This is a genomic window from Virgibacillus salarius, assembly GCF_039521925.1.
GTDB lineage: Bacteria > Bacillota > Bacilli > Bacillales > Amphibacillaceae > Virgibacillus > Virgibacillus salarius.
On sequence record NZ_BAAACY010000169.1, the window covers coordinates 18468 to 31352 of the forward strand.

Sequence of the window (12885 nt, forward strand, 5' to 3'; positions counted from 1 at the left end):
CTAATTCATTCATCGGCTCGTAAGCGCACTGTGATTCCTTATCTCCGTTGACTCGCTCCAGTCACTACGTTTCTATTCGGACGCTTGCACTTTTATTCATAGAAGAACAACGACTGCCACTTCAAGCAATAAAAGTGAAACAATTATGGGGAAGTGGGGGATCGACTGCCAGTAAATGTCTGATTGGTTCAAAGTCCTTTAGGTCATACCCTTGTGGTACTACCATCCGTGGAGGATAAACAAAACCCCACGGATCGAAGTTTTACTTTATTTGTGACTTGTACATTTTTTTCATTTCTTTTATAAGACAAGCATATTCTATTAAAAAGTGGACAAGGTAGGCGAAAAGCAATGGGGTATGTGTTTATCTTTCTAATGGGTTTTGGTTTTTCGGTGATGGGAGGAGTAACGATAATTGCTTACATGAACTTTCTACCAGCTGGACTTTCATGGGGAGAATACTTCACGTTTATTGCTAGTAGAATGGAGTGTTATTTTCTTCCAATAGGAATTATTATCATGGCAATTGTGCTGGCTCGATTTCCAAATAATACTAATCGCGGATCTTAGGGGACTTTAAAAAACAATTATATTTGTATGGATTATTAGCAACGGAGCGTTATTAGCCAATGAAATGATTCATCACAATGGATCGGATTTACCTTAAAATATCCTCATTTAAAAATGGGTCACTTAGAATATTTTTCTAAATGATGGTCATAATGTATGTTAAGTTCAGTTAATAAAGTGAGGGTTGTTTTATGTTATATATGCATGATGTATGGGTGAATTGGTTTGAAGGAGAAGAGAACGGTTATAATGTTTGTTATTTTCAAGAATGGCGTAAAGAAGATGGCATCGAGTTGCTAGATCAAGTGCCACTGCTATACATAACAAAGGATTTGTATAACTATATTGAAAATGACATGCATGATTTGCCAAAAGCCTTGCTAGATGCAATTTACAAACGCGCATATATGAGAAAAGGACAGGAGCGAACTGTATTAGATTATGCTTGTATTGTAACAGATGGAAACGATATTGTAGCTTTTGATACGATTAGTTATAAAATTCCTGTTCGTAAAAGTAGACTAATTCCGAGACAGGAGCAATTGGTGTATGACATGATAAAAAACACCAAACCTCAATCATTTAAGTTTGATAATAAATTTTATCAAAAGGAGTACCATATGCTTTCCATGCCACCTGAGCTTGTCTTTGGATTAACTAGAAGAGAGAGACAGTTGAAGCAATTATTAATGATGGGTTTAGACCAATTACGTACGGCGAATAATTTAGAGGAATTACGATATTGGTTGACGGAATGGGATCCCAAGAACTACCCTTATATCCGCTTCATGGATGAAGAGAAGGTTTGGACAGCTTTATATAATGGAGTTAGGGAAGGTTGGAGCTCTAGGCATGAGGACTTGTGTGGAAAGCTGATAAAAGGGCAACCATTTTTAGAGAAAATGTGGGAAATAGAAAACGGTCAAGAACAGAATACATCCAAACAGCAGTAATTCTTATGGGAGGATAGGCTGCCTACCTATTTTAAATAGGAGAGGGCGAGGCAAAAAGAAATTTAATAAAGGCTCCGAATTATAACCGTGTATATAAAGCTATATCTGGTTCATAGTTTGGAGCCTTTATTGTTCATTTTTTGAAGTGGAAGATGAAAGCGTAAAATGTTGTTCCCATATATAACTGGCAGTAAGAGTAAGCCCCGCTCCAAGCAATCTGTGAAACCACTATTAGTAAGTGTGTGAATCGACTGCCAGTAAATGTCCGATTGGTTCAAAGGCCTTTGAGCCATACCCTTGTGGTACGAACAGTCCGTGAGGGAAACCACCTACGGATGGAAGCTTCACTTTATTTGCAGTCTTTACGTTTTGTATAGCATTATTTTTTCTTTTTTACTCTTCCTAAACCTATTGCTTTCTTTGCTTTCACTACTGTACGATTCGCGGTGATGGATGCTTTTTCAGCCCCATTGTCTAAAATCTGATCTAGCTCATCTGAGTTAATTAAAGCATTATATTTATCCTGAATTGGTTTTAGTACTTCAATGACAGCGTCGGCAGTACCTTGTTTGAATTCACCATATCCCTTTCCTTCATATTTAGCTTCCAATTCTTGGATGGATTTTCCTGAACAAATGGAATGTATGGTAAGAAGGTTTGATACACCTGCCTTGTTCTCTTTATCATATTTAACAACACCATCAGAATCCGTGACGGCACTTTTAATTTTCTTCTCAATTTTATTTGGTTCATCAAGCATGGAAATAAAACCTTTTTCATTGGAATCGGATTTACTCATTTTTTTCAAAGGATCTTGTAATGACATAATTCTCGCACCGACTTTAGGAATGCTTACTTCAGGTATTGTAAAAATATCATTATATCGATTATTGAAACGATGGGCTAGATCTCTGGTTAATTCTAAGTGTTGTTTTTGATCATCGCCAACAGGAACAATATCTGTATTGTATAGTAAAATGTCAGCAGCCATTAGCGAAGGGTACGTTAATAAACCAGAGGATACAGCTTCTTTTCCTTTTGATTTATCTTTGAATTGCGTCATACGCTCTAATTCACCCATATAGCTAATGGATTGTAAGATCCAACCTAGCTGTGTATGTGCGGGCACTTCAGACTGAATAAATAGGGTTGACTTGTCAGGATCAATCCCAGATGCAAGGTATAATGCTGCAAGTGAGCGAATATTATTTCTTAATTTTAAGCGGTCTTGAGGAACTGTAATAGCATGTTCATCTACAATACAAAAGTAGCAGTCATGATCGTCTTGTAGTTTTGTAAAATGTTTTAAAGCTCCTAAATAATTTCCTAACGTTAGTGTACCACTTGGTTGAATACCAGAGAATATTGTTTGCATAATAATTCTTCACTCCATTTCAATTTTGGGCCATATAAAAAGGTCCAATTATCCCTAAAAATAGGGACGATTGAACCGCGGTGCCACCCTTATTATCTTACATTATTAATGTAAGATCACTTTCAACATATAAGCTCTAAAGCCCATTTCCAATCATCCATAGCGCTTGTTTCCACCAACCACAAGCTCTCTGTTACATGGTGTTTTAGGATAATGCTCCAATGAAACAAACGAAAAACCCCATAATTTTTGCTAGCGGGACATTGTACTATATCTTTATCATCGCTTTAACTTATTAATTTACATTATTATATATGATAAGACATGGTAAAATCAAGTTACACTAGCTCTGCTTTACTAGCAAACTAAGCGTGATATTATATATATTTTTTAGTGTTTTAGCATTCGTGTATCCTCAGCATAAAAGTGCAATTACTCTAAGATGCCGAGAAATGAAAGAAACGCATGGAAAGGGGTTCAATTATGAAAGTACTAATCGTAGGTTCAGGGGCGATGGGAAGTTTATTTGCAGGCAAGTTAAAGCAACATGGTGTAGATATCACATTATTAAATAGGCCAAATAGCCATATAAAGGCAATACAAAAGACTGGGTTACAGATTGTCGAACAAGACGGAAATCTTGCTACAATTGATCTTATGGTAAAAACAAATGCTGCTGATTTAAACAATGATTATGACCTTATCCTTTTATTTGTTAAAGCATTTGCTACAGAATCTGTATTATCAAACGTTTTACCATTCCTTTCACGTACTACACCAATTCTCACGTTGCAAAATGGTGTTGGAAATATGGAAAAGATACAAAAGCTAAGTCCGTCACGTAACGTAGTTGTAGGTGGAACTAGTACCGGCGCTGGAATAGTAAAACCTGGTGTAGTGGAGCAACGTGCTTGGGGGAGTACATTTATCGGATCTACCGTACCAGAAAAGTACAAGCAATTACTTGAACAAATTGCCTCTCTCTTCTCTGCAGGAGGAATCAAGACACATGTATCTGAGAATGTTCAATCTGTCATTTGGAGTAAATTAATCGTTAATGTAGCCTATAATGGATTAACAGCCGTTACACGATTAACAAATGGGGAGGCAATACGGACAGATGAGGGGAAGGAACTAGTTGCAAAGCTGGTAACTGAGGCTGTGCAAATTGCAGAACGAAAAGGGATTCTGTTATTGTATGATGATCCAATAAATGAATGTATCCGTTTAGGAATAGAAGAGATCGGCAAAAATACATCATCTATGTTAACAGATGTTCTAAACAAAAGAAAAACGGAAGTTGAAGTAATTAATGGAGCAATTGTTAAGGAGGGAAAGAAACACAACATGGCTACTCCATACAATGAAATGATTCTGAAACTAGTTTATATGATTGAAAACAGCTATGAACAACGCTTATAAGAACCTTATTTTAGTCGAAAGATAAAGCGGGCAGGGCATAACTAAATGGTTTCTAAAGACGAACAACATACTATACTATCTCCGGACATTTACGTAGATCTCTGGGGGAAATCATTGGTGAGTCTTACAAGTGCATCAGCACGAGAAGGCTCACCAGCTGTTTATTATCTGGCTAAAACACTTTTGTCCCAATCACCAATATGTCTATGATTCTATTGTTGTTAATGGAGGCTCCTGGTCAAGGATTTCTCTAATTTCATTATTTTCATTCATAATAGCCACAAGCGGGCGATGTGCAGCCAGTTCTTCGTTTGAGATTAGTGCATAGGAGACAATAATAACAACATCTTCCTTCTGTACGAGTCTAGCTGCTGCTCCGTTTAGACAGACAACTCTTGATCCTCTTTCACCAGGTATAACATATGTTTCAAGTCGTGCCCCGTTATTATTATTGACAATTTGTACCTTTTCATGTGGAAGGATATTTACTTTATCCAAAATATCTTGATCAATAGTCACACTGCCAACATAATTTAAATTTGCCTCTGTTACCCGGGCTCTATGAATTTTACTTTTCATCATAGTACGAAACATACGATTTCCTCCTAGTTATAGCGGTTAATAATTTTTCCATTCGGATGTAAAATTAAATTATCGATTAATCTAGCTTCATCAAAGTAAACTGCCGCTGCAAGAATTACCTGCTGATTAATGGTGGAAACAGGTTTTAATGCGGGATAACTTAATAATTCAATATAGTCAATCTTTCCTGAAATATGTTTTTCCACTGTTTGAGTTACTTCTTTTATAATAAGGGCTGGATTTCCTTCACCTTTAAGAAGAAGCTGTTGACCAGCTAGTAACCCTTTATATATCCATACAGCTTCTCTTCTCTCATGTTCTTTTAAATTTACATTACGACTGCTCTTAGCTAAGCCGTCTTTTTCTCGAACCGTAGGTAATCCAACTAACTCCATTGGAAAATTTAAGTCTTGAATTAATGCATCAACTACAGCAACTTGCTGTGCATCCTTCAATCCAAAATAAACCTTAGTTGGACGAATAATGTGGAACAGCTTTGTTAACACGGTTAATACGCCATCGAAATGTCCAGGGCGAGAATGACCGCATAATACATTTACTCTCTCCCTGATACTCATATGAATGAGCATCGCATGTGGATACATTTCTTTTACAGTTGGTATAAATAAGACATCAACACCAGTTTTTTCAGCAAGTAATGTATCAGATTGTTCATCTCTAGGGTATTTTTCAAAATCTTCATTTGGGCCAAACTGTAGCGGATTGACAAATATACTAGCTACAACAATAGCGTTCTCCTTTTTTGCTTCCTTCATGAGTTGTAAATGTCCTTCGTGTAAAAAACCCATTGTAGCAACGAATCCAATTTGTTTATGTTGTAAATGGTATTTTTGAATAATCTCACTCATTGTATTTACGGAACGTATGACTTGCATATAAATATCTCCTTACTCACTAATAGGCAAATAATCTTTATCTTTAATATGGAAGGATTGTTCATCAGCCGGGAAGGATACCTGTTTTACTTCTGAAATGTAAGATTTCAGTGCATTTATTCCTTCTGTATTAAAGTCAGTATAGGGCTTCACAAATTTTGGCAGACGTTCAATACCATATTTCATAATATCATGGTAAACAAGAACTTGACCATCACATTCTGGACCTGCACCTATGCCGATGGTTGGAATATCTACTGTAGCTGTTATTATTTCTGCTAGCTCCCTTGGAACGCATTCTAAAACAAGAGCAACTGCACCGTGTTCAGCTACTTGTTTTGCATCTTCCAGCAGCTGTTTGGCAGCAGCTTTATCCTTACCTTGTACTTTAAATCCGCCTAACACATTTACGGATTGGGGAGTTAAGCCTAAATGGGCGATGACTGGTATACCAGATTCTGTTAATCGTTCCATGAAATGAAGTATTTCTAGAGAAGCACCCTCAATTTTAAGGCTTTGCGCATTAGTTTCTTGAAAAAGCTTTGTGGCATTACGTAGCGAATCTTCTAAAGATATATGATACGACATAAATGGCATGTCAACAACAGTAAATGTATTCGGTGCACCGCGCTTGACTGCTTTAGCATGGTGGATCATATCATTGACCTTCACCTCAACAGTTGATGAATAACCTAGTACAACCATACCTAACGAATCACCGACGAGTATGGTATCAATACCAGCCTGTTCTGCCTGTTTTGCCGATGGGTAATCATAGGAAGTGACCATTGTAATTTTGTCTTGATTCGCTTTCATTTTTTTGAAATCTAGTACACTTAGCATTAAATATTTCCCCCTTTTCAGACAAGTTTAGTATGTATATTCATATGTAGAATTTGACTCTCAATTGCAATGAAGTTAATTATACAATAAACAGGGAAAAGAATAAATCAAGTGGATTTTTTTCTGCAAAATCTAGTTTTTTTCGTTCAAAATTGACAAATTTTCCTTTATACTAGATTCATATTACATAGTTGGGGATTGATAGCTTATGAAGAAAAATAAAAACATCATCATCGCTTTTCTTGGGATTTTATTACTAAGTATTCCAGTAATTGTGAGTGGAGAGGAAGCACAAAAAGTGACTGCTCATCAGGAGAGGCAAATTAATATTAAACCATTAAAAGCGAATAAAACATTGAAGCGATTTGTACATACTTCAGGCTATGATTTTGAATATCCCGACGCGGTACGTGGGATATATGTTACTGGAAATTCAGCTGGAGGCAGTCGTTTCGATTCCCTTGTGGAGCTAGTGGATCGTACGGATTTAAATACAATGGTTATTGATGTGAAAGAGGATAATGGAAATTTAACTTTTACCCCGGAAAAAGGATCTCCATATGAGGAAATTGCGAAGGATTACATTGATAATCCCAAAAAAATGATGAAGGTTCTTGAAGAAAAAGGGATTTATCCGATTGCTAGAGTTGTTGTATTTAAAGATTCCGTATTAGCAAAAAAACGCCCAGATTTATCTTTTACTAAAAATGGTAAAGTATGGGTCAATGGTAAAGGTGAGGCATTTGTTAGTCCTTTCCAAAAAGAAGTATGGGAGTACAATGTAGAAATTGGAAAAATGGCAGCATCAATGGGCTTCCAAGAAATCCAATTTGATTATGTTCGTTTTCCAGAAGGTTTTGAACATCGAGATAAAGAACTGGAGTATTCATTAGGAGATTATGAAGATCTTGACATGAATAATATTAAAAAACGTGTAAAGGCAGTAACGGATTTTGTTCACTATGCAAAAGAAGAGCTCAATAATTACGATGTGGATGTATCTGTAGACATATTTGGTTATGCAGCAACTATTGAGGAAACGCCGGGAATTGGACAAAACTTCTCGAAAATCGCGGAGAATGTGGATATAATTTCTTCCATGATCTATCCTAGTCACTGGTCTTCTTATTTTGGAATAGAAAAGCCTGATACAGAGCCGTATAAATTAGTAAATGAGTATGCGAAAGTGGAAAATAAAGTTTTAGGGAAATTAGACGATGCTCCTATTTCTAGACCGTGGATACAGGATTTTGAGGCTCCTTGGTTATATAGTGGTGCTACAAAGCAATATGGAAAAGCAGAAGTAGAGGCACAAATCAAAGCATTGTATGAAAATGGTATCAATGAGTTTCTGCTGTGGAATGCTGGTAATTCCTATACAGAAAACGTAGATTATAAATTAGGTAAATAACAAAAGTGAAACAGAAGCTGAGACAAAAGAATGAAGAAACAATAAAAAAAGAACGATAAAATAATTATCGTTCTTTTTTTGATCAGAATCATTCATTTAGCACCTGAAACAAGCGAGACTCCGGCGGGAACAGCACGCGTCCGAAGATCCTCCTATTGATAACATGATTATTCGTATTTTGAGTAAAGAAGTTGTGTTTTGTCCCAGCCTCTGTTTTTTACATGATTTAGTGTAGAATGGGCAAGCTATAATAACACAAAATTATGAAACGATTTAACAAATCATTACATTTTCGTTATACTTAATACGACTACTAAAAAATAAGGAGTAGATCAATGAACTGGTATGAAAAGTTGAACAAGTATTTTCCTGTAGAAGAGATGAAATCAAGAGAACACATGGAAATGCTCTTAGAGGAAAAAGGAGATGTCTATTATAAAGACGAAAGTAATCAGCATGTTTTAATGTACGCTGAATTCGATACGTTTTTATTCATCGATTATCTATGGGTATCCGCAAAAACAAGAGGACAAGGGATTGGTCATTCCTTAATCGAAAAATTAAAGGCCAAGAATAAACCAATTATTCTGGAAGTAGAACCTGTAGATTATGAAGATTCAGATACAGAAAAAAGACTCCATTTTTACCACAGGGAAGGGTTTACCCATGCCCAATCTATCGGCTATAGTCGCCGTTCATTAGCCACTAATGAAGCTACCCCTATGGAAATACTTTATTGGTCACCTAATGATGATTCCGAAGACTTTATTTATGAACAGATGAAAAAAATGTATGAAGATATTCATACGTATAAAGATGAAGAAATTTACGGTCAGTCTTATCAGCCTGTGGATGAAGTGTTGACGTATGATGAAAATCGTTCTTCTGGAAATATTATGGAGAATTTAAAAACAACAGAGAAAGCCTAAGTAAAAAACTCCCTGCTTATTCAACAATAAGCAGGGAGTTTTTTACTTAGGCTAAAATATAGTCCGTCCGAATTAATACGAAACACAGGTTTTTATTTTATAGATTAATGAGTGAGAGTGTTTATTTCTGTATCATTTGAACTAAGTTGATTTATGTTTCGCATTCCCCATAGATAGATTATTTAAACGATCAGCTAGACCTAAGTTATAACCAATCGATTCGTCATTTTCAGAAATAAGCGATTCCTTTAATTCATATGCATTTGATCCATGTTCCGTGAAGTCTAATCCGGCTAATTCTTCTTCCTCAGAAACTCGGATAGATGAGAATTGTTTCACAATGAATAAGAATGCTCCTAATGTTATCATTGTCCATGCGATAACTGCTATAACTCCTATCGTTTGAATCCAAAATTGCGTTGTTCCATAACCATAGAACAAACCAGTCGACGTTGAAAATAAACCGATAGCTAATGTACCCCAAATTCCACAAAGACCATGTACAGTAATAGCGCCAACGGGATCATCAATACGTAGTTTGGCATCTAACCAGTGAATCCCTTCTACAAGTATGATGCCAGAAATAAGGCCAACTATTATTGATCCACCAAGTGAAATCTCTGCACATCCAGCGGTAATGCCGACTAAACCACCTAGTACACCGTTTAGGGACAATGAGGCATCGATACGCTTAAAGCGTAATTTTGTATATACGGCAGTCGATACAAGTGCTGCCGAAGTTGATAGCAACGTAGTGCCTATAACCATAGGTACAAGCGAAGGGTCGGCAGTAAGTGTACTACCTCCATTAAAACCAAACCAACCAAGCCAAAGGATAAAGACACCGAGTGCCCCGATAGGAATGTTATGTCCTTGAATAACATTTACTCTTTTCCCTGAGTATTTTCCGATACGTGGGCCTAAGTGCAATACAGCGGTGAGAGCACCTACTGCGCCGGTTACATGTACTACTGTCGATCCTGCAAAATCACTGAATCCTAAATCGGTAAGCCAGCCATCACCTTGCCAAACCCAGTGACCGACAACAGGATAGACAAATGCAGTCATCGCTATCACGATGAGAACATAACTGCTTAGTTTCATTCGTTCAGCAACAGCACCAGAAATAATCGTGGCACAGGTAGCTATGAACATTGCTTGAAATACGAAGAAGCCAACGTCTTCAACGTCATGTAATAAGAAACTATCTGTGCCTATGAATGAACCTCCAGAAGTACCAAACATAATACCAAAGCCGACAATAAAAAAGAGAATGGTCGAAATGCTAATTGTCAAGAAGTTTTTCATAAGAATATTGAGGGAATTTTTTGCTCTAGTAAAACCTGACTCCACCATTGCAAACCCTGCATGCATAAAGAATACTAGGAACGCACCAAGCATAATCCAAACCAAGTTAATGGATAACTCAAGAGAGGTAGTAGTTGGTGCAGCATATACAGGAGATGCAATGAGGGAAATAACGAAAAACAAGAATAAACTTTTTCTAAACATGCTTCATCCTCCTTTTAAATTACATAACAGCTTCTTTCCCTCTTTCTCCTGTTCTAATCCGGATCGTTTCTTCAACAGGCGAAACAAAGATCTTTCCGTCTCCAATATTACCAGTACTACAATTTTCGATAATAATAGTAAGTATTTCATCTAATCGTTGTTCTTCTACAACCGTCTCCACTTTAATTTTAGCTAGTAGTTGTAGTTGAAAGGTTGTACCTCGGAATACTCCCTTTTGTCCTTTCTGCTTACCTGTTCCAGCAGCCTCTGTAACTGTTAAGCCTCCAATACCTGCTGCAGATAATGCTTTACGAAGTAATTGAAACTTTTCTGGACGGATAATTGCCTCAATTTTTTTCAATGCGCTCACTCCCTTCGTGTAAGAAAACCTTACATTATAAGTTATGTAAATTATCATAATAGGTATACTAATTAAAATCAAGTAATTTTATATAATTATTTAGAAAATTACGAAACAAGCATTTGCAATTGGTTTTTTAAGAAATTTTTTCAAATAAGATGTTTAATTAAAAATGATTAAGGGTAACTTACAAGTGAATGATTAAATTACATTTCGTAAACATCTAAAAAAAAGCTCAATTTTTTCTTGAATATCCTCTACCTTTCGCTTGACAATTGTAGTATAATTTACATATAGGGTTATTTAAACTTATTTTAATTTGATAAGTGTTAAATGTTTATGGAATGACTAAACCCATTTTAGAATGAGGAGTGAAGTTTTAATGGTTACACTTTATACCTCACCAAGTTGTACATCTTGCAGAAAAGCAAAAGCATGGTTGGAAGAACATGATATCCCGTTCACGGAGCGTAATATATTTTCCGAACCACTAACACTGGATGAAATAAAGGAAATTTTACGTATGACGGAAGATGGCACTGATGAGATCATTTCAACTCGATCAAAGGTTTTTCAAAAATTGGATGTCAATATTGATCAATTACCAATGAAGGATCTTTTTAATTTAATTCAACAAAATCCGGGTCTTTTACGTAGACCGATTATTTTGGATGAAAAGCGTCTGCAAGTTGGATATAATGAAGATGAGATTCGCCGCTTCTTACCAAGAACGGTTCGTACTTTTCAGTTACGTGAGGCGCAACGAATGGTTAATTAACCAATTTAACATATTAAAAAACGCAGATCATTAATTACGATCTGCGTTTTTTTATCGCTATCTTGTAATCCTGCAAAGTAGACAGGTTAATTGTTACGGTTTCGTCACAAAAACGAGGATGACAAAACTTTAAATATAGGTTAAAATATGTTACTAATTATATAGGCATATATGTTTCCAATATGTTTGCTACTATCATACAATAAGTATAGAAAACCTTTTATTTCATTTACAAACATTTTGTTTGTAGGAAGTTTGGCATCACTCACATGTTGGAAGCATGAGCTGATCGTAAAGATTAGAAATCAAGGCATTAGGGTAAATCTACAATATTAAGTTATTTGGTGAAGCTGTTCTTCCACCTACCTAAAAAAGAAGGGGGAGAAATGAAAATGGAAATTGAAAGAATTAACGAGAATACAGTGAAATTTTACATTTCATATATTGATATTGAGGATCGCGGATTTGAGAGAGAAGAAATCTGGTATAATCGTGAAAGAAGTGAACAGCTTTTTTGGCAAATGATGGATGAAGTCAATTATAAAGAGGACTTTAATGTTGACGGTCCGTTATGGATACAGGTACAGGCTTTGGAAAAAGGATTGGAAATTATTGTAACTAAAGCTCAAATTTCTAAAAATGGAGACAATATTGAGCTTCAGACAGAAGATGGTAATACAGTTGATTTTCCAGTCGATAAAAAAATCGAAAATATGTTAGAAGATAAATTTGGTAAGCATGAAGAACCATTAGATGAAGAAGATGATGATAAGCTATGGATCATTGCTGATTTTGTCGACTTTGAAGATGTAATACAGCTAAGCCATTATCTTGATGACCTACAGGAAGGTACGATGGAAACACTTTACCATTATAACAATAAGTATTATCTATATATGGAGTTTTCTGAGGAAGAGCTTGATGAAAAACAGCAAGAAGATATTATTAGTAAAGTTTTTGAGTTTGCAGATGATTCAGATATTACCATACATGTACTTGAGGAATACGGGAAGAAAATCTTTGAAGAAGATACGTTTAATAAAGTTCGATCCCATTTCCCTGTACAAGTATAGACACTCCTTGAAAAGGAGTGCTTTTTTTATAAGTTAAGAAAGTATAAAATCAGTGCAATGACTGCGTTAAGCGAAGTAGTTATTTTGAAATGTTTGATGTATATTGGCAATGCTCCGACTAATTACTTCGCTTTCCACGGGCACGGCCTCAACTAACTTTGCAAAGAAGAACACGTTGCA

At 35.9% G+C, this 12885-nt stretch carries 13 protein-coding genes; 7 read left to right on the forward strand and 6 right to left on the reverse strand.

Translation table 11 applies throughout. The features are described from left to right. The first annotated feature begins 351 nt into the window (after positions 1-351). Both ABDZ84_RS20275 and ABDZ84_RS20280 read left to right on the forward strand, forming a co-directional pair. The gene (locus ABDZ84_RS20275) at positions 352-570 is read left to right on the forward strand and encodes a YuzI family membrane protein (RefSeq protein WP_026680644.1); all 219 of its coding nucleotides are present in this window, start codon (positions 352-354) and stop codon (positions 568-570) included. 191 nt (positions 571-761) lie between these two features. Further along, a complete protein-coding gene (locus tag ABDZ84_RS20280) occupies positions 762-1523 on the forward strand; it encodes a YjbA family protein (RefSeq protein ID WP_026680645.1) in 762 nt (253 codons plus the stop codon). 379 nt (positions 1524-1902) lie between these two features. On the opposite strand, the gene trpS is transcribed toward ABDZ84_RS20280, so the two are convergent. Continuing rightward, positions 1903-2898 carry a tryptophan--tRNA ligase gene (gene trpS / locus ABDZ84_RS20285; protein ID WP_343782801.1) on the reverse strand — a complete coding sequence of 332 codons (996 nt, stop codon included), beginning with the start codon at positions 2896-2898 and terminating at the stop codon, positions 1903-1905. Positions 2899-3381: 483 nt separating this feature from the next. Here trpS and ABDZ84_RS20290 point away from each other — a divergent pair, with 483 nt between their 5' ends. Then, the gene (locus tag ABDZ84_RS20290; protein WP_343782803.1) at positions 3382-4320 is read left to right on the forward strand and encodes a ketopantoate reductase family protein; all 939 of its coding nucleotides are present in this window, start codon (positions 3382-3384) and stop codon (positions 4318-4320) included. Between the two features lie 204 nt (positions 4321-4524). On the opposite strand, the gene panD is transcribed toward ABDZ84_RS20290, so the two are convergent. The 3 genes from panD to panB are packed head-to-tail and all read right to left on the reverse strand — an operon-like array spanning position 4525 to position 6641. Continuing rightward, positions 4525-4914 carry an aspartate 1-decarboxylase gene (panD, locus tag ABDZ84_RS20295; RefSeq protein ID WP_166530805.1) on the reverse strand — a complete coding sequence of 130 codons (390 nt, stop codon included), beginning with the start codon at positions 4912-4914 and terminating at the stop codon, positions 4525-4527. A gap of 11 nt (positions 4915-4925) precedes the next feature. Beyond that, a complete protein-coding gene (gene panC / locus ABDZ84_RS20300; RefSeq protein ID WP_166530806.1) occupies positions 4926-5798 on the reverse strand; it encodes a pantoate--beta-alanine ligase in 873 nt (290 codons plus the stop codon). A 12-nt stretch (positions 5799-5810) separates the two neighbouring features. Next, a complete protein-coding gene (gene panB, locus ABDZ84_RS20305) occupies positions 5811-6641 on the reverse strand; it encodes a 3-methyl-2-oxobutanoate hydroxymethyltransferase (protein ID WP_026680650.1) in 831 nt (276 codons plus the stop codon). A 208-nt stretch (positions 6642-6849) separates the two neighbouring features. Between panB and ABDZ84_RS20310 the strand changes: the two genes are divergently transcribed. Together ABDZ84_RS20310 and ABDZ84_RS20315 are read left to right on the forward strand one after the other, a co-directional pair. Next, on the forward strand, positions 6850-8052 hold the full coding sequence (locus ABDZ84_RS20310) for a putative glycoside hydrolase (RefSeq protein WP_166530808.1): 1203 nt from the start codon (positions 6850-6852) through the stop codon (positions 8050-8052). Positions 8053-8387: 335 nt separating this feature from the next. Then, positions 8388-8981 (forward strand): GNAT family N-acetyltransferase, encoded by a 594-nt coding sequence (locus ABDZ84_RS20315; protein ID WP_026680652.1) that lies wholly within the window; start codon positions 8388-8390, stop codon positions 8979-8981. Positions 8982-9122: 141 nt separating this feature from the next. Here the strand turns inward: ABDZ84_RS20315 and ABDZ84_RS20320 are convergent, their stop codons facing one another. Together ABDZ84_RS20320 and ABDZ84_RS20325 are read right to left on the reverse strand one after the other, a co-directional pair. After that, entirely contained in the window at positions 9123-10493 is a 1371-nt protein-coding gene (locus tag ABDZ84_RS20320; RefSeq protein ID WP_026680653.1) for an ammonium transporter, read from the reverse strand. Between the two features lie 19 nt (positions 10494-10512). Beyond that, on the reverse strand, positions 10513-10854 hold the full coding sequence (locus ABDZ84_RS20325; protein ID WP_026680654.1) for a P-II family nitrogen regulator: 342 nt from the start codon (positions 10852-10854) through the stop codon (positions 10513-10515). 382 nt (positions 10855-11236) lie between these two features. Here ABDZ84_RS20325 and spxA point away from each other — a divergent pair, with 382 nt between their 5' ends. Both spxA and mecA read left to right on the forward strand, forming a co-directional pair. Further along, entirely contained in the window at positions 11237-11632 is a 396-nt protein-coding gene (gene spxA / locus ABDZ84_RS20330) for a transcriptional regulator SpxA (RefSeq protein WP_021292282.1), read from the forward strand. A 392-nt stretch (positions 11633-12024) separates the two neighbouring features. Then, positions 12025-12705, forward strand: a complete 681-nt coding sequence (gene mecA, locus ABDZ84_RS20335) for an adaptor protein MecA (RefSeq protein WP_026680655.1) — start codon at positions 12025-12027, stop codon at positions 12703-12705. Positions 12706-12885 lie beyond the last annotated feature (180 nt).

Bases quoted from the DNA above. Each gene is read 5' to 3' on its own strand.
- ABDZ84_RS20275 (WP_026680644.1), top strand. From the start codon at position 352: ATGGGGTATGTGTTTATCTTTCTAATGGGTTTTGGTTTTTCGGTGATG.
- ABDZ84_RS20280 (WP_026680645.1), top strand. From the start codon at position 762: ATGTTATATATGCATGATGTATGGGTGAATTGGTTTGAAGGAGAAGAG.
- trpS (WP_343782801.1), bottom strand. From the start codon at position 2,898: ATGCAAACAATATTCTCTGGTATTCAACCAAGTGGTACACTAACGTTA.
- ABDZ84_RS20290 (WP_343782803.1), top strand. From the start codon at position 3,382: ATGAAAGTACTAATCGTAGGTTCAGGGGCGATGGGAAGTTTATTTGCA.
- panD (WP_166530805.1), bottom strand. From the start codon at position 4,914: ATGTTTCGTACTATGATGAAAAGTAAAATTCATAGAGCCCGGGTAACA.
- panC (WP_166530806.1), bottom strand. From the start codon at position 5,798: ATGCAAGTCATACGTTCCGTAAATACAATGAGTGAGATTATTCAAAAA.
- panB (WP_026680650.1), bottom strand. From the start codon at position 6,641: ATGCTAAGTGTACTAGATTTCAAAAAAATGAAAGCGAATCAAGACAAA.
- ABDZ84_RS20310 (WP_166530808.1), top strand. From the start codon at position 6,850: ATGAAGAAAAATAAAAACATCATCATCGCTTTTCTTGGGATTTTATTA.
- ABDZ84_RS20315 (WP_026680652.1), top strand. From the start codon at position 8,388: ATGAACTGGTATGAAAAGTTGAACAAGTATTTTCCTGTAGAAGAGATG.
- ABDZ84_RS20320 (WP_026680653.1), bottom strand. From the start codon at position 10,493: ATGTTTAGAAAAAGTTTATTCTTGTTTTTCGTTATTTCCCTCATTGCA.
- spxA (WP_021292282.1), top strand. From the start codon at position 11,237: ATGGTTACACTTTATACCTCACCAAGTTGTACATCTTGCAGAAAAGCA.
- mecA (WP_026680655.1), top strand. From the start codon at position 12,025: ATGGAAATTGAAAGAATTAACGAGAATACAGTGAAATTTTACATTTCA.